The sequence below is a fragment of the Pseudomonas sp. EA_105y_Pfl2_R69 genome, assembly GCF_963970915.1.
Classification (GTDB): domain Bacteria; phylum Pseudomonadota; class Gammaproteobacteria; order Pseudomonadales; family Pseudomonadaceae; genus Aquipseudomonas.
In genome coordinates, this window is record NZ_CAXAOO010000010.1 from 65,846 (window position 1) to 85,595 (window position 19,750).

Here is a 19,750-nt window from a genome sequence, read left to right on the forward strand (position 1 = left end):
TGCCCTTTTATCGTCAACGGTGCGTTCATTCTAGCGCCGCCCCCGCCGAAAAGGTTGATCCTTCATGAGCCAAGCCCCTCTCGTTCTGGTCGACGGTTCCTCGTACCTGTACCGCGCCTTCCACGCCCTGCCGCCGCTGACCACCTCCAAGGGCCTGCCCACGGGGGCGGTAAAGGGTGTGCTGAACATGCTCAAGAGCCTGCGCAAGCAGTACCCGGACAGCCCCTTCGCGGTGGTGTTCGACGCCAAGGGCGGCACCTTCCGTGATGCGCTGTTCGCCGAGTACAAGGCCAACCGGCCGTCCATGCCGGACGAATTGCGGGTGCAGATCGAGCCGCTGCACGCCAGCGTCAAGGCCCTGGGTTACCCGCTGCTGTGCGTCGAAGGCGTGGAGGCCGACGACGTGATCGGCACCCTGGCCCGGCAGTGCGCCGGCGAGGGCCGCGACGTGGTGATCTCCACCGGCGACAAGGACATGGCGCAACTGGTCTGCCCGCACGTTACCCTGGTCAACACCATGACCGGTAGCGTCTACGACATCGATGGCGTGAAAGCGAAATTCGGTGTCGGTCCCGGGCTGATCATCGATTACCTGGCGCTAATGGGCGACAAGGTCGACAACATTCCCGGCGTCCCGGGTGTCGGTGAAAAGACCGCCCAGGGTCTGCTGGTCGGCATCGGCGGCGGCCTCGATGTGCTCTACGCCAACCTCGACAAGGTGCCGGCGCTGCCGATCCGCGGGGCCAAGACCCTGCCGGCCAAGCTCGAAGAGCACCGCGACATGGCCTACCTGTCCTACGAGCTGGCCACCATCAAGCTCGATGTGCCGCTGAATATCCAGATCGATGCGCTGCACCCCGGCCAGATGGATGTGCCGGCGCTGGTCGAGCTGTATGCCGAGCTGGAGTTCAAGAGCTGGCGCGATGAGCTGCTGCGCAGCAACCCGGCCGCCGCGGTCAAGCCGCAGGCCACGGCTGCTGCCGATGACTTGTTTGCCCTGACGTCCTCAGCCAGCGCCGCGCCCGAGGCCACCGCGGCCGTGCCGGCTGCCGATGAAGCCGCCGCTGTTGCACCCGCCGCGTCGCCCCGGGGTGATTACCAGTGCATCCTCGAACAGGCGCAGTTCGACGAGTGGCTGGAGAAGCTGCGCAACGCCGAGCTGATCGCCTTCGACACCGAAACCACCGGCCTGGACGCGCAGCAGGCGCAGCTGGTGGGCCTGTCGTTCGCGGTCAAAGCCGGCGAGGCGGCCTATATCCCGGTTGCCCACAGCTATATGGGCGTACCGACTCAGCTCGATCGCGATGCGGTGCTGCAGGCACTGAAGCCGATCCTCGAAGACCCCAACAAGGCCAAGGTCGGCCAACACGCCAAGTACGACATCAATATCCTCGCCAATGCCAGCACGCCCATCGCGGTGCAGGGCGTGGCGTTCGACACCATGCTCGAATCCTATGTGCTGGATGCGACGGCCACCCGCCACGATATGGACAGCCTGGCGCTCAAATACCTGGATCACAGCAATATCCGCTTCGAGGACATCGCCGGCAAAGGGGCCAAGCAGCTGACCTTCGACCAGATCGATCTGGCCCAGGCCGCGCCCTATGCCGCCGAGGATGCCGAGGTCACCCTGCGCCTGCATCAGCACCTGTGGGCCAAGCTTTCGGCCGAGCCGAGCCTGGCCAAGGTGCTGCAGGAAATCGAAATGCCGCTGGTGCCAGTGTTGGCGCGTATCGAGCGCCAGGGCGCGCTGGTGGATGCCAAGCTGCTCGGCCTGCAAAGCAACGAACTGGGCGAAAAGCTGGTGGCCCTGGAGCGTCAGGCCTTCGAGATCGCCGGCGAGGAGTTCAACCTGGCCTCGCCCAAGCAGCTCGGGGTGATTCTCTACGAGAAGCTCGGGTTGCCGGTCATCAGCAAGACCGCAAAGGGCCAGGCCTCCACCGCCGAGGCGGTGCTGGCCGAGCTGGCCGAGCAGGACTTCGAGCTGCCCAAGGTGCTGATGCAGTACCGCTCCCTGAGCAAGTTGAAGAGCACCTACACCGACCGCCTGCCAGAGCAGATCAACCCGCGCACCGGGCGCATCCACACCAGCTATCACCAGGCCGTGGCGGCCACCGGGCGCTTGTCGTCCACCGATCCGAACCTGCAGAACATTCCGATCCGCACGGCCGAAGGCCGGCGGATTCGTCAGGCCTTTGTTGCGCCCAAGGGCTACAAGTTGCTGGCGGCGGACTACTCACAGATCGAGCTGCGCATCATGGCCCACCTGGCCAAGGACGAGAGCTTGCTGGATGCCTTTCGCCATGGCCGCGACGTGCACAAGGCCACCGCCGCCGAGGTGTTCGGCGTGCCCCTGAAGGAGGTCACCACCGATCAGCGGCGCAGCGCCAAGGCGATCAACTTCGGCCTGATCTACGGCATGAGCGCCTTCGGCCTGGCCAAGCAGATCGGCTGCGACCGCAAGCAGGCGCAGGCCTATATCGATGTGTATTTCCACCGGTATCCGGGGGTGCTGGCCTATATGGAACGCACCCGCGAGCAGGCGTCCGAGCAGGGCTTTGTCGAAACCCTGTTCGGCCGCCGCCTGTATCTGCCGGATATCCATGCCAAGAACCAGGGGCTGCGCAAGGCGGCCGAGCGCACGGCGATCAACGCGCCGATGCAAGGCACGGCGGCGGACATCATCAAGCGCGCCATGGTCACGGTGGACAACTGGCTGAGCGAGTCGGCTCTGGACGCCAAAGTCATCCTGCAGGTGCACGATGAGCTGGTGCTGGAGGTGCGCGAGGATCTGGTCGAGCAGGTCAGCGAACGGATCAAGGCGCTGATGAGCGCGGCCGCCGAGCTGGATGTGCCATTACTGGTGGAAGTGGGCGTGGGCAACAACTGGGACGAGGCGCATTGATCGGCCAGTGAGCGGTGCTGCGGGGTGCGGTCCAGGCCTCGCAAGGCATAAAACAAAATAGAATTGATTGGTTGTTTTTTATAATTAATGGATTTAAGAAAAAAGCTGAACTTTGCTTGAGAGCAGGCAGTCAGAAACTACGAATGGCCCATAAAGCCTTCAATGCTCCTTGTTGTGTTAAGTGTTGGCAGACATCTGAACCCCCGCCCTAGCGGTTCAGACACTTAAACCCCGAACTTCCCTCCCCCATAAGAAGTTCGGGGTTTTTTTTATGCTTTGCCATCCATTGGCAGCCACCCTTCGGGCAGCACTGCTGCGCAGCGTTAAAAATTGCGCCCGGCAATTTTCTATGTTCGCCGTCCTTGGCGACCTTAATCAGGCTTGGGGCTCTTCATCGTCCGGCAGGGCGAACTCGCCCAGTTGCAGCCATTCGGCCAGCACCGCCTGGGCATCTTCGATCCCCAGGCGTTTGGGGGCGGAAAACAGCTGAATGCTGACCCGCTCGCCCCAGCCCTTGCGAATATCCTGCTGGACCTTGAGCAGGGCGGTCTTGGCCGCGCCGAAGGCCAGCTTGTCGGCCTTGGTCAGGAGGATATGCATGGGCATCTCGCTGGCCGTCGCCCAGTCCAGCATGAGGATGTCGAATTCGGTCAGCGGGTGACGGATATCCATCATCAGCATCAGTCCGCGCAGACTCTCGCGGCTGCCCAGGTAGGCTTCCAGGTGTTTCTGCCAGTGCAGCTTCAGCGGGATCGGCACCTTGGCGTAGCCATAGCCCGGCAGGTCGACCAGGCGACGCTCGTCGTCCAGGCGAAAGAAGTTGAGCAACTGGGTGCGCCCCGGGGTCTTCGAGGTGCGCGCCAGGCTGGCGTGGGTCAGGGTATTCAGGGCGCTGGATTTGCCGGCGTTGGAGCGCCCGGCGAAGGCCACCTCATGGCCGAAATCCTCCGGGCACTGGTCGACCTTGGCGGCGCTGATAAGGAAGCTGGCCTGTTGGCACAGGCCGATAATGGGGTTCTTGGCTTGCATCTGGGTATCCGTGAGGGCGTGCGTATAGGGGCGTTGCAGGCGCGCTGCCCTTGCGACATAAGCGCGCAGGCTGCCTTGCAACATGCAGCGCGGCAAGCTGCGTCGTTTCAGTTTCAATGACGCCAGTATATAATGGCGCAGATTTTGTGTGCGCTTTCTCCCATCCGTTGGATAAGTGTTCACGGGAACGATTTAGATCATCCGCGCAAAGAACGCGGTACGTTCCCCTCCCTGATGAGGTTGATCTGATGAAAAAAATGCTGATTGTGGCCGGTGTACTGATGCTCTCGTTCAATGCCCAGGCCGCACAAGACCCGGAAGCCGTGTACGCCCGCGCATGCGGTGTGTGCCACAACGGGCAGATCCCAACCGCGCCGCAGAAAGGCGACAAGGCTGCCTGGGAGCCGCGTTTGGCCAAAGGTATGGATGCATTGGTGCTGAGCGTGACCAATGGTCTTGGGGCCATGCCGCCACGCGGTCTGTGCATGGACTGCTCGGCCGAGGATTACCAAGCTGTCATCAAGTTGATGACCGAGTAAGCCCGGCTTATAAACTCTTTCTCTTAGCCGTAAATTGGATTAGCTGATGAACAAAGTAATCGTGAGTCTGCTGTTGACCCTGGGCCTTTCTGGCCTGGCCCACGCCGCAGGCGACGCCGAAGCCGGCCAGGCCAAGGTTGTCGTATGTGGTGCCTGCCATAGTGCTGATGGCAACAGTGCTGCCCCGAACTTCCCCAAGCTGGCCGGGCAAGGCGAACGTTACTTGCTCAAGCAGTTGCAGGACATCAAGTCCGGAGCCCGCCCGATCGTCGAGATGACCGGCTTGCTGGACAACCTCAGCGAGCAGGATATGGCCGACATCTCTGCGTACTTCGCCAGTCAGCAGATGAGCGTCGGCGCAGCCGATCCGAAATTGATCGAGCGCGGCGAAGCGCTGTTCCGCGGCGGCAAGCTTGCCGAAGGCATGCCGGCCTGTATCGGTTGCCATTCGCCGAATGGTGCCGGCCTGGCGGCCGCCGGTTACCCGAAACTGGGTGGCCAGCACGCGACCTACCTGGCCAAGCAGCTGACCGACTTCCGTGAAGGCAACCGCACCAACGACGGCGACAGCATGATCATGCGCGCCATTGCGGCCAAGCTGAGCAACAAGGATATCGAGGCGGTTTCCAGCTTCGTGCAAGGCCTGCACTGATCGCGCCAGCAGGCAAAATCCTGTAGTAGAAAATGGGTGGCTTAGGCCACCCATTTTCGTTGCAGGCATCGCTACAATAGATTGAACCCGCCTGTACCCCGCTGGTCGAACCATGGTTCGTCACTGCGCGCCGTTTATAACCGAGGAGTAACGCATGCGTAACCTGATTCTCAGTGCCACCCTGATGGCGGCCAGCCTGTTCGGCGCGACGGCCCATGCCGAATTCGAAGCCGGCAAGCAGTATGTCGAGCTGAACAGTCCGGTACAGCTCGCCAAGCCGGGCAAGATCGAAGTGGTCGAGCTGTTCTGGTATGGCTGTGGCCATTGCTACCAGTTCGAGTCGACCCTCAACCCCTGGGTCGAGCAGCTGCCGGAGGACGTCAATTTCGTCCGCATCCCGGCCCTGTTCGGCGGCATGTGGAACGTCCACGGCCAGCTGTTTATCACCCTCGAGGCGATGAAGGCCGAGCACAAGGTGCACGCCGCCGTATTCGATGGCATCCACAAGCAGGGTAAGAAGCTTGCGACTCCGGAAGAGATGGCCGACTTCCTCGCGGGCGAGGGCATCGACAAGGAGGCCTTTCTCAAGACCTACAATTCCTTCGGGGTGAAAAGCCAGCTGGAGAAGGCCAAGAAGCTGGCCATGGCCTACCAGATCAGCGGCGTGCCGGTGATGGTGGTCAATGGCAAATACCGCTTCGACATCGGCAGCGCCGGTGGCCCGCAGCAGGTGCTGCAGGTGGCCGATCACCTGATTGGCAAAGAGCGCGCGAGCCAGTAAGCGGCGGCCACGCCGATGCTGCGCCGCCGTCCCGCCAGCCGCACCGTTGGCCTGTGCGACCCACGGGTCAACGCGGCTTGTGCGCCCGTCGGCGACTGGCCCAGCGATGGCTGCCTGCGCCTGCTCAGCTTCAATATCCAGGTCGGCATCAGCACCCAGCGCTATCACCACTACCTGACCCGCAGCTGGCAGCACCTGCTGCCCCATGCGGGGCGCGCCGGCAACCTGCAACGGATTGGCAGCATGCTCGGCGACTTCGACCTGGTCGCCCTGCAGGAAGTCGATGGCGGCAGCCTGCGCTCGGGCTATGTCAATCAGGTCGAGCACCTGGCCCATCTGGGGGCCTTCCCCTACTGGTACCAGCAGCTTAATCGTAACCTCGGGCGTTTTGCCCAGCACAGCAACGGCGTACTCAGCCGCTTGCGTCCGACCCTGCTGGAAGACCACCCATTGCCCGGTCCCTCCGGGCGGGGTGCGATTCTGGTGCGCCTGGGCGAAGGGGCCGAGGCCATCGTGGTGGTGATGATGCACCTGGCCCTGGGCGCGCGCACCCGCACTCGCCAGCTGGCCTATATCCGCGAACTGATCGGCGACTATCGGCACCAGGTGCTGATGGGCGATATGAATACCCACGCCAACGATCTGCTGGAGCATTCGCCGCTGCGCGATCTGGGCCTGCTGGCACCGCAGATCGCAGCCACCTTCCCCAGTTGGCAGCCGCAACGCTGTCTCGATCACATCCTGCTCAGCCCGGGCTTGCAACTGGAACGCTGTGAAGTACTGTCACACGCGATTTCCGATCACCTGCCCGTGGCCATGCAGATTCGCTTGCCCAGTTCACTCTGCAGCCCGCCAACGCCTATGCTGATAGAGCCCTAATAGCGAAGCGCAACCATGACCGACGATGCCCAGCGCTGGAAAAGCAAATACCTGCAAAGCCTGGAGCAACAGGAGCAACTGGAACGCCGCTGGGAAGCCCGCCTCGATCTGCTCAGGCGCGGCCTGGTACGCAGCTCCCTGGCCGCCGAGGGCAGCGACAAGTCCGTCGACCAATGCATGCAGGAGCTGCGGGGTATCCTGCGCCGCGACGATATCGACAGCGGTCTTGGAGCCCTGATCCCGCGCCTGGAAAAAGCCGTACTGGACTCGGAAAAACACCGCCAGGAACGGGTCGCACAGAATATCTCCGGGGTCACCAACCTGACTGCCCAGCTGCTTGCCCTGGAGCCCCCTCGGGATGTGCACAAGGCGCTGAAAAAATTCGCCAGGAGCATTGCCGAGCGCGCCGCTCAGCCGCGGGAGCTCGCCGCCCTGCTCGGCGAGCTGAGCAGCCTGCAGCAACAGGCTCTGGCTTCCCTGAGTAGCCCAGATAGCGCACGCCCCGGTCTGTTGCAGCGATTGTTCGGTCGTCATGACAATGCCGCGGCCGCAGCCGAAACCGCCCCTGGCGTCACTGTCGCGCCGCCGCCAGCAACAGCGACACCAGCGGCTACAGCAGAATTGTCGCCCCTGCCACCCGTACCACCCCCAGCCGAGCCACCCGAACCGCCTGTGCCAGGCCGCAGCGCCGCTGCACTCCCAGACGTGCTGGCCGCGGCAGCCGAGACCATGGCCGAGGCTGCGGCGGATATAGAGGATGAGGCTGGGCGCGACACCTCCGTCGCCGACGCGAGCCTGGCCGAGGTCGACCCGAGCTATGCCCTGCCGGAGCGTCCCGAGCCCGGCTACAGCGCCGTGGCTCCGCATATAGGCGACAGCCTGCTGGGCCTGCTCGACGAACTGGAACTACCGGCCTACCATCGTCCCCAGAGTGACGCCCTGCGCCAACGGGTCCGTGGCGGTCTGAACTGGTACGAGCTGGTGCCCGTGCTGGACGACCTGGCCGTGCTGGTGCTGGCGGTTACCGACAGCGGTCAGCGCGAGTTCGCCAGCTACCTGAAGCAGCTCAATGAGCGCCTGGCCGCATTTCTCGGCACCCTCAACGAAGCCCACGAGGGCTACAGCGAGTCGGTGGAAAGCGCGCGCAGTTTCAACCTGGAATTGCGCGAGCAGGTCAGCAGCCTGCAAGCCAGCGTGCAGGAGGCGGCCGACCTGCCGAGCCTCAAGCAGTCCCTGGAGACACGTCTGGATGGCCTGCTGCAGACCGTCAGCGAACACCAGCGCCATCGTGATGGCCGCGAGGAAGAGGTGGCCCTGCGGCTGCAGGCGCTGGGGCAGAAGGTCAGCGAGATGGAGCAGGAGGCGCAGAACTTCCGCGACCATCTGGAGGAACAGCGGCAGAAAGCCCTGATCGATCCGCTGACCGGCCTGGCCAACCGTGCCGGCTGGAGCGAGCGCCTGGAGCTGGAGATGGCGCGCTGGAAGCGCTATGGCGGCGAATTGCTGCTGGCGGTGCTGGACATCGACCATTTCAAGCGCATCAACGACAGCTATGGCCACCTGGCTGGCGACAAGGTGTTGAAAATCATCGCCGGCGAGCTGGCCAAACGCATGCGCAAGACCGACTTTATCGCCCGCTTCGGCGGCGAGGAGTTCGTCCTGTTGATTCCCAGCACCCCACTGGACGGCGGCCGGCAACTGCTGCAGACACTGCTCGACGGGGTCGAGCAGTGCCCCTTCCACTTCCGCGGCGAACGGGTGGTGATCACCCTGTCGGCTGGCCTCAGTGCCTTCAACCTGGACGCGGACAGCAGCGACAAGGTGTTCGAACGTGCCGACCAGGCCCTCTACCGCGCCAAGAGCGGCGGGCGCAACAGGGTCGAACTGGGCTAACAGGTCGTTGAAAAACTACCTGCGTTGGCAATACTGCGTTAAAAACAGGCTCGGAATGCTCATTAACAGCTCGTAAACTGCGCTTCCTCGCCTGTTTTTGCCTTGTCTTGCCTGCCTCGCCTACGTTTTTCAACGGCCTGCTAAGGGCGCGCCCATTGCGGCCTTCGGAACAGCGCCGGGACATCAGGCAACATGGTGCAGATAGGGCTTCCAGCTCTCCGGGATAGTCGGCAGCTGAGGGTAGCCCAGGCGGCGCAGCTGGCCATCGGCAAGCAGGAACGGCGTATGCCGCAAGGCCTGCGGCACCTCGCGCAGCTCCGGTAGCCAGAGGCTGACGTAATGCGCCTCGGGGTCGTATTGACGGGCCTGACGCAGGGCATTGAAGACTCGCTGTTGCCGCGGGTCATTGCCGACCCCGGCCAGGTAGGCCCAGTTGCCCCAGTTACTGGCCGGGTCGTAGTCGATCAGGTGCTCCTCGAACCAGGCCGCGCCATAACGCCAATCCTGCTGCAGATCATGGATCAGGTAGCTGGCGACCACCTGGCGACCGCGGTTGGAGATAAAGCCGGTCGCCGCCAGTTCGCGCATATTGGCGTCCACCAGGGGCATGCCGGTATAGCCCTGGCACCAGGCCTGAAAGCGCCGGTCGAGCGGCCGCGGCGCGGCTTCGCCACCCTTCAGCCCCGTGGCCTGGAACAGGGCCGCGCCATGCCGCGCGAGGGTCCAGCGGAAGAAGTCGCGCCAGAGCATCTCCCCCCATAAGCACTGGGTCGATTCATTGCGGCTGAACTGCGCCTCGTGACGGCGTAATTCAGCCACCACCCGGCGGGCGGAGAGGCTGCCATTGGCCAGCCAGGGCGAGAACTTCGAGGAATACTCGGTGCCAATCAGGCCGTTACGGGTGTCCTTGTACTGGCGCACGCCCTGGCTCTTCCACAGGTAGTCGCGCAGCCGTGCCAGGGCGGCGGGCTCGCCGCCGGCGAAGGGGAAGGCACTGGCGGGCACGCTGAGCGGCTCCCCCAGGCCCAGCCGCGACAGGCTCGGGATGGGCTGCAGCAGGGCCTGCGCGCCATCCGGCAAGGGCGGCAGATGGTCCGGGGCATGGCGTGGCTGAAACACCTGCAGGCGTTCCTCGGTCAGCGCGCGGAAGTGGCTGAACAGCGCGGGCAGCTGCGCCAGGCTGCAGGGCAATTCTTCCCGGCGCAGCAGGTTATTGGCCGGAGCCTGCAACAGCGGCACCGCGCCGAGGCTGGCGGCCACCCGGGCAACCTGGGCTTGCTCGTCCGGGGCGATTTCCTCCAGGGTCACTACCTGTTGCAGCTCGAAGCGGCTCACCAGCTGCGGGATAAGTTGCTCGGGTTCGCCTTCGAGCACCAGCAGCTGCGAGCCGCGCTGACGCAATTCGCCATCCAGGGCCGCCAGGCTTTCCAGCAGGAAGCGCGTGCGGTGCACGCCCATGCGGCGCATGCCGAAGGCGGTCGCCTGCCATTGCCGCGGCTCCAGGATATAGACGGGCAACAGGCATTCGGCACTCAGCCCGACTTGCAGCGCGGGATGATCGTCGAGGCGCAGATCCTGCTTGAACCACAACAGCGCGCGCATAGGGCGGGCCTCCAGCTCCATACAATAGCTATACAGAGCCAGGGCTCATGTAGCACTTTATTCTAGCAGGGCGGATGTGCCCCTGCCCTGGCACTGGACCGGCGTTAGCAATCTGCCGCACCAAAGGCGTGTTATCCCCTGGTGGGCTGTGTGGCGCGTTCAATGAGCCAGTTTCGGCTCCTGATACCCCGATACTGCGTCGAGCGCCTTGTCTCAGAATCGCACTCATCCGAACTCGAGTTAACCCACTCGCCGTGCGGGCCACTAGACTGCGACAACCTGTTGAGGAGTTCGCCCATGGATATTTTCGGCATCGCCGTACTGCTTTTTCTGGTCACCGACCCCTTCGGCAATATCGCCATCTTTATTGCCGCGCTGAAGAACGTGCCGGCCAAGCGCCGCCTGTGGGTCGCCGCGCGCGAATTGCTGTTCGCCCTGGCCCTGCTCCTGCTGTTTCTTACCTTTGGTGACAAAGTGCTCAGCGCCCTCGGCCTGTCGAGGGAGGCAACCGCGATCGCCGGCGGTATCATCCTGTTCGTGATCGCCATGCGCCTGATCTTTCCCGGCCCGCAAGGCGTGCTCGGCGATGTGCCGGATGGCGAGCCCATGCTGGTGCCGCTGGCCACGCCGGCGGTAGCAGGGCCTTCGGCCCTGGCCGTGCTGATGACCCTGCGCAATACCCATGAAGGGCCGCTCTGGGAACTCTACGCCGCGCTGCTGCTGGCCTGGGCGGCGACCGCATTTATCCTGCTGCAGGCTTCGTGGCTGCAGCGCTTCCTCGGACCCCGCGGGCTGACCGCAGTGGAGCGACTGATGGGCATGCTGTTGATCATGCTCAGTGTCGATATGCTGCTGGACAACCTGCAAAGCGTGTTGCATATCAGCCCATGAGATTTGTCTGCCTTGCCCTCTGTCTCGCCCTGCTCGCCGGCTGCGCCGGCGGGCCGCGCATCGATACCCGCTACAACGCAGTCGGCCAGAACAGCCGGGTGCAGTACATCGTTCTGCACTACACCTCCACCGACCTGGCGCGCTCCCTGCAACTGCTGACCGAGGGCGAGGTGAGCAGCCATTACCTGATCGGCGACAGCCCCGCGACCATCTACCGTCTGGTCGATGAGGACCGTCGCGCCTGGCATGCCGGCGTCAGCGAGTGGCAGGGGCGCACCTGGCTCAACGGCACCACGATCGGTATCGAACTGGTCAACCAGGGCTTTTACCAAGGCCCGAACGGACGTTACTGGCAGCCCTTCGCCCCGGCGCAGATCGATGCCCTGATCCCACTGCTCAAGGACATCGTGCAGCGCCACCAGCTGCCCCTCGGCAGCATCATCGCCCACAGCGATATCGCCCCGCAGCGCAAGGTCGACCCCGGCCCGCTGTTCCCCTGGCAGCGCCTGGCCGAGGCCGGTCTGCTGCCCTGGCCGGACGCCGCCGCGGTGGCCCGCCAGCAGGCGCTGTTTAGCGCCAGCCTGCCCAGCGTGGCCTGGTTCCAGGGGCAACTGGCGCGCCAGGGCTATGAGGTGGCGGAGCACGGCGAGCTGGATAGGGCCACGCGCAATGTGCTCGCCGCCTTCCAGATGAAATACCGCCAGGCCAACTACGACGGCGAGCCGGATGCCGAAACTGCCGCTCTGCTGCTGGTGCTCAATCAGCAGATGCAGAACTGAAGCTTGGGTAGCAACGCTGGCGCTGGTGCGCTAGTCCCGCTCGCTTAAAGCTGCGGCAATGGGCTTGCCGCCGCCGGGGCGGGCGAGACCGGCAAGAGCAGGTAGAACTGCGCGCCCTGGCCGACCTGCGAGCGCACGCCGATATGGCCGCCATGCAGTTGGACGATTTCCTTGCACAGGGCCAGGCCCAGGCCGGCCGCACCGCGGCGCTGGCCGAACTGGACGAAGGGCTCGAAGATCCGCGCCTGGCGGTTATGGGCAATGCCCTCGCCGTTGTCCTCCACGCTGATCAGTACCCGCCCGCCTTGGGGGCGGGCCTGCAGACGGATCTTGCCGCCCGGCTGGCTGTGGCGCAGGGCATTGCCGATCAGGTTGTCGAGCACCCGCTCGATCTGCAGCGGGTCGAGCTGCAGCGGCGGCAGCCCGGCTTGCAGCTGGGTGCTGATGACCACGCCCAGTTCATCGGCCTGGGCGCTGAAGCGCTGCTGCGCCTGCCGCAGCAGGGGCTCGAGGGCCTGGCTCGACAGCGCCAGGCTTTGCAGGCCGTTCTGATAGCGCGAGAAGTCCAGCAGATCGTTGATCAGCCGCAGCAGCCGGTGCATTTCCTCGTCGAGGGTGCTCAGCAGGTCCGCCTCGCGGGAGCCCGGCGGGAAATCCAGGCGTTCCTGCAGCAGGGACAAGGCCATCAGCATGCCGGTGACCGGGGTGCGCAGTTCGTGGGAGGCGCGCAGCACGAACTCGCTGCGCACCCGCTCGAACATGCGCAGCTCGGTAACATCGCGCAGCACCATCACCGCGCACATAAAGGCTCCCTCGCTATGACTGACCGCCGACAGGCTGTAGGCCAGCAGGCGCTTCTCGCCAGCGACCTCGATCTGCAGGTCGTCCAGCTCGCCATCCAGGCTCTCGCCCTGCAGGACCTGCCGCAGTTGCGTGCTCAGTTCGGGACGCTGCAGCGCCTCGCCGAGCTCGCGGCCCAGGTGCTGCGCGTCCCAGCCCAGTTGCCGTTGCGCCACCGGGTTGAAGTGTTCGATGCGGCCCTGGCTGTCGAAGATCAGCAGGCCATCGTCGATGCTGTCGAGCACCGCCTGCAGACGGTGCTGTTCGGCTTGCAGGGCCTCGACGTCGCTGTTCTTGAATTCGCGCAGGGCCTCGGCCATCAGCCCGAAACGCTGGCTCAGGGCGGACATTTCCGCCACCGGGGTGACCGGCAGGGTGACCTGAAAGTCGCCCTGGCCAATCTGGTCGGCGGCGCGTGCGAGGACTTCGATCGGCTGGCCGAAGCGCTGGGCGATGCCGTGGGCGGTGACGAAACCGATCAGCAGCACGGCCAGGCCAATCAGCCCGAGCAACCCGGTGATCACCCAGGCGCGCTGCCGCGAAACGGCCTCCGCCTGTTCCACGGCGGTGACATAGCGCAGCTGCACGGCATTGATGCGTTCGCTGAGGATGTCCATGGTCTGGCCGAACTGGTCGTTGCTGAGCAGCTGGCGGCGCACGGTGAGCGGCTTGGCCAGCAGCTCGTCGAACCGGGCGTAGGCGTGCTCGATCTGGGCAATGGCCTGGCGATCGCTGGCATCCATCGCACTCTCTTCGGCGCGCTGCAGCCATTGCCGGAAGCGCTGGTCGGAGGCCTTGAGCGCGGCCCGGTCGAGGTCTTCCGCCAGCAGCAGGAGCACCTGCTTGCCCTGTTCCTGACGCAGGCCCAGGCTGGCGTCGATAATCTGCAGGTTGCGCTGCATCGCCTGGCTCTGCACCTGGGTCAGCTGCAGTACGCTGAAGATCCCCAGCAACAGGCCGATCAGTGCCACCGTCAGCAGTGCGCCGCTGCTCAGCAGCAGGCGGTTGCGCAGCGTCACAGGCTCAGCTGCTTGCGTTTGCGGTACAGGGTCGAGGCGTCGATACCGAGGGTTTTAGCGGCCTGGTCGAGGCTCTCGCAGCTGGCCAGGATGGCGCTGATATGGGCCTTTTCCAGCGCCTCCAGGCTCAGCGGATCGCCGATCTGGGGCTGGCTGTGGCCGTGCGCCACGCTCAGCCCCAGATGGCTGACCTGAACCAGTTCCTCGGCGCAGATAATGCTGGCTCGCTCAATCACATTGCGCAGTTCGCGAATATTGCCCGGCCAGGCGTACTCCAGCAGCGCCGCCCGCGCCTCGTCGCTGAAGTTGCGCGCGGGGCGGACATACTCGACCACGAAGCGGGCGAGAAAGCGCTCGGCCAGCTCGAGGATGTCCTCGCGGCGCTCGCGCAAGGGCGGCAGGGTCAGGGTGATGACATTCAGGCGGTACAGCAGGTCTTCGCGAAAGCGTCCCGCGCGCACCATCTCGTCCAGGTTGAGGTTGGTGGCCGCGAGTATCCGCACGTCGGCCTGACGGGTCACCGGGTCACCGATGCGCTCGTAGGCCTTGTCCTGGATAAAACGCAGCAGCTTGGGCTGCAGGATCAGTGGGAAGTCGCCGATCTCGTCGAGAAACAGGCTGCCGCCATCGGCCTGGCTGACCCGCCCCAGGGTGTTCTCGCTGGCCCCGGTAAAGGCCCCGCGGCTGTGGCCGAACAGTTCGCTCTCGAGCAGTTCGGCGCTTAGCGACGGGCAATTGATGGTCACGCAGGTCTTCTGTGCGCGCTTGCTCCAGCGGTGGATGGCCTGGGCCAGTTCGCCCTTGCCGGTGCCGGACTCGCCGAGAATCAGGATATTGGCATCGGTGTCGGCCACCTGCCGGGCGGTCTGCAGCACCGCCATCAACGCCGGGCTCTGCGAGTCGAGATCGGTGCCGGGCTTGCGCACATAGCCCTCCAGGCTCTCGAGGCGCTCGATCATCTGCCGCGCCTCCAGCTGCTTGGCGGCGGCCAGGCGCAACTGCTCGGGGCTACAGGGCTTGACCAGATAGTCCGCGGCACCGGCCTGGATGGCATCCACCGCGCTGTCCACCGCCGAATGGGCGGTGACGATTACCACCCGCATCCAGGGGGCCTGCAGACGCATCTGCGCCAGCACGTCGAGGCCATCGTCCGCGCCCAGGCGCAGGTCGAGAAAACACAGGTCGAAAACCTGGCGCAGCAACAAGGCATCGGCCTGGGTCGCGGTCGTGGCCGTACTGACCCGATAGCCCTGGTCCTCCAGGCAATAGCGAAAAGTGCGCAGAATGGCCGGCTCGTCATCGACCAGCAGAATGCGCCCGTTGTTCTGTTCCATTGCCGTTGCGTGCATATCCTTCTCCATAAGCCGAGTGCAAAGGTTTAGTCCTCGGGATGTCGTGCAAGTTGCACGGCGCTGGTCAGGCGATCGTGCAAGCTGCACGCCGAAGCCGTCGGGTTGCTTTTATAAGCAGATGATAATTAAAGAGTTTTTTATTTTTTAGGCTGGCACGAGGCTTGCGATGTATGGGTAACGGCTGCGACAGGCGGCCGATTGATCGTTACCCATTGGAGCAACTGCCATGCATAAGCTGAAAACTCTGGCCCTGGCCACCGCAACCGCCGGCCTGATCGGCCTGCTGCCGTTCAGTGCCTTCGCCGCCGAGGGCGATACCAGTCGTCAACTTACCGAGGCTCGCCAGGAAGGTTCGATCTGGACCACCTTCGCCCTTAATCGCCACCTCAATCCCTTCACCATCGACGTGGACGTGGAAAACGGCAGTGCCAAGCTCACCGGCAGCGTCGAAACCGACGTCGAACGTGACCTGGCCGAGCAACTGGCTCTGGGCATCGAAGGCGTGACCAAGGTCGATAACCAGCTCAAGGTCGACCCCAACGTCGAAAGTCAGACCAGCAGCAAACCGACCATGGCGCAGCGTTTCAACGACGCCACCACGGTGGCCACGGTGAAATCCAAGCTGCTGTGGAACAGCAACACCGAGGGTCTGGATATCAAGGTGCAGGCCGACAACGGCAACCTCACCCTCAGTGGTGATGCCCAGAGCCAGGCCGCCAAGGACCTCGCCGGCAGCCTGGCGAGCAATACCGATGGCGTGCGCAAGGTCGATAACCAGATCCGCGTCAGCGGTGAAGCCACTGCCGCAGCCAAGACCCAGAACGCCGCCGATGATGCCGGCCAGGCCATCAGCGATACCTGGATCACCAGCAAGGTGAAATCCAGCTTTATCTACAGCCGCAATCTCGACGGCCTGGACATCTCGGTCACCACCAAGGACGGCCAGGTCAGCCTCGGCGGCAGCGTCTCGAGCGACGCGCAGAAGCAACTGGCCGTCGAAACCGCACGCAATATCCGCGGTGTTCGCGGGGTCAATGCCGACGCCCTGAAGGTCGCCGGCTAACCCACCCGGGCAGCGGCCCTGGGGCCGCTCAACCCGCCCAGTAGCATGCAGTCGATGCGCGCCAGAGGAGTGACACGATGATCGACAAGACCGCACAACTGAACGAACTGATCGCAATCACCCGGGACGGCCAGCAGTTTTACCAGCATGCCCACGACGCCGTGACGGATGTGCGTCTGCAGGTGTTGTTCCGCGACATGTCGCAGAGCAAAACCGAGCTGATCCGCGCGCTCGCGGCAAAGGTCGTCGACAGCCACGAAGCCCCGGCCAGCGGCGGCACCTTTATCGGCAAACTGCGTCAGGTCTATGCCGATGCCAAGGCGAGCCTGGCCAGCGACAAGGAAGCCACCTATGTGGCGCAACTGGAAGAAGCCGAAGACCGCATCCTGCAAGCCTTCGAGGATGCCCTGGAAAGCGCCGAGGCGGATGTGCACGCGCTGCTGATCGCAGAAATGCCCAAGGTCCGCGCCAACCATGAGCGCATGCTCGCCCTCAAGCACTCCCTGCAGTGACCCCTGACGGGGCGGCACGCCTGCCCCGTACCTCAACAGGCCCTAGCGGCCAAGGAGCAAGACCATGTTAAGTTGGGCCATTACCTTTCTGATCATTGCCATCGTCGCCGCCGTACTGGGCTTCGGCGGTATCGCCGGCACGGCTACCGGGATCGCCAAGATCCTCTTCGTGGTGTTTCTGGTGCTGTTTGTCGTCTCCTTTATCATGGGCCGCCGCCCTCGGGGCTAGCTATCCACGTCGCTATACCAGCACCACTGCAAGTGGGCGCTGGTATAGCGCTGCGGATCTGCTGAATCCCAATAGCAGCGGCATGCTACGGCAGAACCCTATCCGCTTGATCCCCGCCAGTCACCACACAACCTCGACGCCACCACCTTGAGCCGCGCTATCATCTGCGCATCGATTGGGGGTGGATGATGCTTAATGGCTTGTGGCTGGGGTTTTTCGTGGTGGCGGCGCTCGCCGCACTGGCGCGCTGGCTACTGGGCGACGACCCGGCGGTGTTTGCCGCCATGGTCGAAAGCCTGTTCGCCATGGCCAAGCTGTCAGTGGAAATCATGGTGGTGCTGTTCGGCACCCTGACCCTCTGGCTGGGCTTTCTGCGCATCGCCGAAAAAGCCGGCCTGGTCAATCTGCTCGGCCGCGCCCTTGGCCCGTTGTTTGCGCGGCTGATGCCGGAAGTGCCGCGCGGCCATCCGGCGCTGGGCTTTATCACCCTCAACTTCGCCGCCAACGGCCTGGGCCTGGACAATGCCGCCACCCCGATCGGCCTCAAGGCCATGCGCGCCCTGCAGGAGCTCAACCCCAGCGCGACCGTGGCGAGCAACGCGCAAATCCTCTTTCTGGTGCTCAACACCTCGTCCCTGACCCTGCTGCCGGTGTCGATCTTTATGTACCGGGTGCAGCAGGATGCAGCCGACCCGACCCTGGTATTTTTGCCGATTCTACTGGCCACCTGTGCCTCCAGCCTGGCCGGGTTGCTGGCCGTGGCCCTGGTCCAGCGCCTGCGCCTGTGGGATCCGGTGGTGCTGGCCTACCTGATCCCCGGGGCGCTGCTGCTGGGTGGCTTTATGGCGCTGCTGGCGGGGTTGTCGAGCACGGCGCTGGCGGCGCTCTCCTCGCTACTGGGCAACCTCACCCTGTTCGGCCTGATTCTGCTGTTTCTGCTGGTCGGCGCGTGGCGTCGGGTTCCGGTCTACGAGAGCTTTATCGAAGGGGCCAAGGAAGGCTTCGAGGTGGCCAAGAATCTGCTGCCCTACCTGGTGGCCATGCTCTGTGCCATCGGCGTATTGCGCGCCTCCGGGGCCCTGGATTTCGGCCTGGACGGGGTGCGCAGCCTGACCCAGTGGCTGGGCTGGGACACCCGCTTTATCGACGCCCTGCCCACCGCGCTGATGAAGCCCTTCTCCGGCAGCGCGGCGCGGGCCATGCTGATCGAGACCATGCAGACCTTCGGCGTCGACAGCTTCCCCGCCCTGTTGGCCGCGACGGTGCAGGGCAGTACCGAAACCACCTTCTACGTGCTGGCGGTGTATTTCGGCGCGGTCGGCATCCAGCGCGCCCGCCATGCCGTGGGCTGCGCGCTGCTGGCCGACTTCGCCGGGATACTCGCGGCCATCGGCGTGTGCTACTGGTTCTTCGGCTAGGTGTTCGGCTACGACCTGCTGCTCAGTAAGCCGTAGGTTGGTGTTGAGCGCAGCGAAGCCCAACAGAGATTTGCCGTCGCGTTGGGCTTCGTCGCTTTGCTCCTCAACGCCAACCTACCCGCTACTCCGTTACCTTGAAACGCAGCACGCCGATCATCTGCCCGGCCTCGGTGAGCACCTGCACCTGCCAGTTGCCGACCGGCTGCTCGGGGAAGTTCTGCTTGTGGGTCCAGGCGCGATAGCCCTGCTTGCGCCCGCCCTGGATATCCAGGGCGATCCGCTCGACCTCGCCGCTATCGTGTCGCCAGACATGGTAGATCCGCTCACTCAGCCCGCGCGGGGCGTTGATCGCGGTATAGGCGAACAGCCCCTCGCTGCGCAGTTGCGCCACGCGGATCAGCTTGAGGCTCTGCCCCGGTGCGCGGTTCTGGTTATCCAGCTGGACGGTCACCGCCACCTCGGTCAGCCACAGGGTCGCCGGCGGCACCCAGGCCCGCGCCAGCCAGCCGCCTGCGGCCAGCACCAGGGTCAGGCCGACCAGTAGCAGGCCGCGCCACCAGCGCTGCACGGTGATGATGGCGAACAGCGAGGGGAACGACAGCACCGCCGAGGCCGCCAACGCCAGCTGGTAGCTCTGCGGGGTGGTCAGCTTGAAGATGATCGGCAGCGCCGTGAGCAGCACGGCGAACAGCGCCAGGCTGTGATAGGCGAGAAACAGCCAGCGCTTGGGGGCCAGCCAGCGGTAATACAGTGGGTCGATGATCGACAGCAGCGCCGCGGCCCCCAGCAGGCCGCTGAACAGGGCCTGGCCGCTGTTCCAGGTGGTGGTGATAAAGAAGAACGGCAGGACGAAGAACAGGCTTTCCTGGTGGATCATCTGGGTCGCGTAGCGCAGCAGGGGCGGCGGCAGCTGGAAGCCGAACCACTGGGCGATGCGCTCGCGCAGGATGTTTTCCAGGATCAGCCACAGCCAGCTGACCAGCATTACCGCGGCCAGTACCTGGGCCAGTTCGGCCTGGCGTTCGACCAGGATAAAACTCGCCAGCCCCGAGGCAAAACCGAAGATCGCCACCAGCCCGGGGTGCCGCTGGATCAGCGCGACCAGGCCTGACAGCAGGGCTTTCCAGGTCATCGGCGGGCACTCTGCATGGCGATCGTACGGCCAACGGTTTGCCTGCGGGGCATGGCACTACTCCTGGGCCGGGCTGATAAGTCGAAGTGCAAAGCATAGCGCGGCGCACCGGCAAAAGATTCCACCCCGTGGCGCAAATGGTCACGGCCACTGGCCCGGCCTGCCACTGCCGTCTGGCAGCCGCCATTCTAGGCTGCACGGACAACCCGCACATCCACCAGCCAATCTGCGCAGG

At 64.4% G+C, this 19,750-nt stretch carries 17 protein-coding genes; 12 read left to right on the forward strand and 5 right to left on the reverse strand.

All coding sequences use genetic code 11. The annotated features are described in order from the left end of the window. Positions 1-64 precede the first annotated feature (64 nt). Entirely contained in the window at positions 65-2,905 is a 2,841-nt protein-coding gene (gene polA, locus AACY13_RS21810) for a DNA polymerase I (RefSeq protein WP_339463689.1), read from the forward strand. Between the two features lie 375 nt (positions 2,906-3,280). On the opposite strand, the gene yihA is transcribed toward polA, so the two are convergent. Then, positions 3,281-3,934 carry a ribosome biogenesis GTP-binding protein YihA/YsxC gene (gene yihA, locus AACY13_RS21815; RefSeq protein ID WP_339463690.1) on the reverse strand — a complete coding sequence of 218 codons (654 nt, stop codon included), beginning with the start codon at positions 3,932-3,934 and terminating at the stop codon, positions 3,281-3,283. A 248-nt stretch (positions 3,935-4,182) separates the two neighbouring features. Here yihA and AACY13_RS21820 point away from each other — a divergent pair, with 248 nt between their 5' ends. The 5 genes from AACY13_RS21820 to AACY13_RS21840 all read left to right on the forward strand — a co-directional run bounded on the left by AACY13_RS21820 (position 4,183) and on the right by AACY13_RS21840 (position 8,678). Next, positions 4,183-4,473: a c-type cytochrome gene (locus AACY13_RS21820; RefSeq protein WP_339463691.1), complete on the forward strand. Its 291-nt coding sequence runs from the start codon at positions 4,183-4,185 to the stop codon at positions 4,471-4,473. A 46-nt stretch (positions 4,474-4,519) separates the two neighbouring features. Beyond that, entirely contained in the window at positions 4,520-5,125 is a 606-nt protein-coding gene (locus tag AACY13_RS21825) for a c-type cytochrome (protein ID WP_339463692.1), read from the forward strand. Positions 5,126-5,279: 154 nt separating this feature from the next. Next, positions 5,280-5,906, forward strand: coding sequence for a thiol:disulfide interchange protein DsbA/DsbL (locus AACY13_RS21830; RefSeq protein ID WP_339463693.1), 627 nt, complete (start codon positions 5,280-5,282; stop codon positions 5,904-5,906). A 15-nt stretch (positions 5,907-5,921) separates the two neighbouring features. Next, positions 5,922-6,785, forward strand: a complete 864-nt coding sequence (locus AACY13_RS21835) for an endonuclease/exonuclease/phosphatase family protein (protein ID WP_339463694.1) — start codon at positions 5,922-5,924, stop codon at positions 6,783-6,785. Between the two features lie 15 nt (positions 6,786-6,800). Beyond that, complete coding sequence (locus tag AACY13_RS21840; RefSeq protein WP_339463695.1) at positions 6,801-8,678, forward strand: GGDEF domain-containing protein; 1,878 nt, start codon at positions 6,801-6,803, stop codon at positions 8,676-8,678. 183 nt (positions 8,679-8,861) lie between these two features. Here the strand turns inward: AACY13_RS21840 and AACY13_RS21845 are convergent, their stop codons facing one another. Continuing rightward, positions 8,862-10,280 (reverse strand): DASH family cryptochrome, encoded by a 1,419-nt coding sequence (locus AACY13_RS21845; protein ID WP_339463696.1) that lies wholly within the window; start codon positions 10,278-10,280, stop codon positions 8,862-8,864. A 297-nt stretch (positions 10,281-10,577) separates the two neighbouring features. Here AACY13_RS21845 and AACY13_RS21850 point away from each other — a divergent pair, with 297 nt between their 5' ends. Beyond that, positions 10,578-11,171 carry a MarC family protein gene (locus AACY13_RS21850; protein WP_339463697.1) on the forward strand — a complete coding sequence of 198 codons (594 nt, stop codon included), beginning with the start codon at positions 10,578-10,580 and terminating at the stop codon, positions 11,169-11,171. Beyond that, the gene (locus AACY13_RS21855; protein ID WP_339463698.1) at positions 11,168-11,950 is read left to right on the forward strand and encodes an N-acetylmuramoyl-L-alanine amidase; all 783 of its coding nucleotides are present in this window, start codon (positions 11,168-11,170) and stop codon (positions 11,948-11,950) included. The genes AACY13_RS21850 and AACY13_RS21855 overlap by 4 nt, the downstream gene beginning before the upstream one ends. A gap of 44 nt (positions 11,951-11,994) precedes the next feature. On the opposite strand, the gene AACY13_RS21860 is transcribed toward AACY13_RS21855, so the two are convergent. Both AACY13_RS21860 and algB read right to left on the reverse strand, forming a co-directional pair. Continuing rightward, positions 11,995-13,809, reverse strand: coding sequence for a KinB sensor domain-containing domain (locus AACY13_RS21860; RefSeq protein WP_339463699.1), 1,815 nt, complete (start codon positions 13,807-13,809; stop codon positions 11,995-11,997). Beyond that, positions 13,806-15,143, reverse strand: a complete 1,338-nt coding sequence (gene algB, locus AACY13_RS21865; RefSeq protein ID WP_445262605.1) for a sigma-54-dependent response regulator transcription factor AlgB — start codon at positions 15,141-15,143, stop codon at positions 13,806-13,808. Before algB ends, AACY13_RS21860 begins: the two co-directional genes overlap by 4 nt. A gap of 244 nt (positions 15,144-15,387) precedes the next feature. Between algB and AACY13_RS21870 the strand changes: the two genes are divergently transcribed. From AACY13_RS21870 to AACY13_RS21885, 4 genes are all read left to right on the forward strand, one after another. Next, a complete protein-coding gene (locus AACY13_RS21870) occupies positions 15,388-16,224 on the forward strand; it encodes a BON domain-containing protein (protein WP_339463701.1) in 837 nt (278 codons plus the stop codon). 77 nt (positions 16,225-16,301) lie between these two features. After that, entirely contained in the window at positions 16,302-16,736 is a 435-nt protein-coding gene (locus AACY13_RS21875; RefSeq protein ID WP_339463702.1) for a ferritin-like domain-containing protein, read from the forward strand. 64 nt (positions 16,737-16,800) lie between these two features. Beyond that, entirely contained in the window at positions 16,801-16,965 is a 165-nt protein-coding gene (locus tag AACY13_RS21880; RefSeq protein WP_325508869.1) for a DUF1328 domain-containing protein, read from the forward strand. 188 nt (positions 16,966-17,153) lie between these two features. Then, positions 17,154-18,383 carry a nucleoside recognition domain-containing protein gene (locus AACY13_RS21885; RefSeq protein WP_339463703.1) on the forward strand — a complete coding sequence of 410 codons (1,230 nt, stop codon included), beginning with the start codon at positions 17,154-17,156 and terminating at the stop codon, positions 18,381-18,383. A gap of 121 nt (positions 18,384-18,504) precedes the next feature. Here the strand turns inward: AACY13_RS21885 and AACY13_RS21890 are convergent, their stop codons facing one another. Next, complete coding sequence (locus AACY13_RS21890; protein ID WP_339463704.1) at positions 18,505-19,515, reverse strand: DUF5924 family protein; 1,011 nt, start codon at positions 19,513-19,515, stop codon at positions 18,505-18,507. Positions 19,516-19,750 lie beyond the last annotated feature (235 nt).

Coding starts and splice junctions, on each gene's coding strand:
- polA (WP_339463689.1), top strand. CDS start 65: ATGAGCCAAGCCCCTCTCGTTCTGGTCGACGGTTCCTCGTACCTGTAC.
- yihA (WP_339463690.1), bottom strand. CDS start 3,934: ATGCAAGCCAAGAACCCCATTATCGGCCTGTGCCAACAGGCCAGCTTC.
- AACY13_RS21820 (WP_339463691.1), top strand. CDS start 4,183: ATGAAAAAAATGCTGATTGTGGCCGGTGTACTGATGCTCTCGTTCAAT.
- AACY13_RS21825 (WP_339463692.1), top strand. CDS start 4,520: ATGAACAAAGTAATCGTGAGTCTGCTGTTGACCCTGGGCCTTTCTGGC.
- AACY13_RS21830 (WP_339463693.1), top strand. CDS start 5,280: ATGCGTAACCTGATTCTCAGTGCCACCCTGATGGCGGCCAGCCTGTTC.
- AACY13_RS21835 (WP_339463694.1), top strand. CDS start 5,922: ATGCTGCGCCGCCGTCCCGCCAGCCGCACCGTTGGCCTGTGCGACCCA.
- AACY13_RS21840 (WP_339463695.1), top strand. CDS start 6,801: ATGACCGACGATGCCCAGCGCTGGAAAAGCAAATACCTGCAAAGCCTG.
- AACY13_RS21845 (WP_339463696.1), bottom strand. CDS start 10,280: ATGCGCGCGCTGTTGTGGTTCAAGCAGGATCTGCGCCTCGACGATCAT.
- AACY13_RS21850 (WP_339463697.1), top strand. CDS start 10,578: ATGGATATTTTCGGCATCGCCGTACTGCTTTTTCTGGTCACCGACCCC.
- AACY13_RS21855 (WP_339463698.1), top strand. CDS start 11,168: ATGAGATTTGTCTGCCTTGCCCTCTGTCTCGCCCTGCTCGCCGGCTGC.
- algB (WP_445262605.1), bottom strand. CDS start 15,143: ATGGAACAGAACAACGGGCGCATTCTGCTGGTCGATGACGAGCCGGCC.
- AACY13_RS21870 (WP_339463701.1), top strand. CDS start 15,388: ATGCATAAGCTGAAAACTCTGGCCCTGGCCACCGCAACCGCCGGCCTG.
- AACY13_RS21875 (WP_339463702.1), top strand. CDS start 16,302: ATGATCGACAAGACCGCACAACTGAACGAACTGATCGCAATCACCCGG.
- AACY13_RS21880 (WP_325508869.1), top strand. CDS start 16,801: ATGTTAAGTTGGGCCATTACCTTTCTGATCATTGCCATCGTCGCCGCC.
- AACY13_RS21885 (WP_339463703.1), top strand. CDS start 17,154: ATGCTTAATGGCTTGTGGCTGGGGTTTTTCGTGGTGGCGGCGCTCGCC.
- AACY13_RS21890 (WP_339463704.1), bottom strand. CDS start 19,515: ATGACCTGGAAAGCCCTGCTGTCAGGCCTGGTCGCGCTGATCCAGCGG.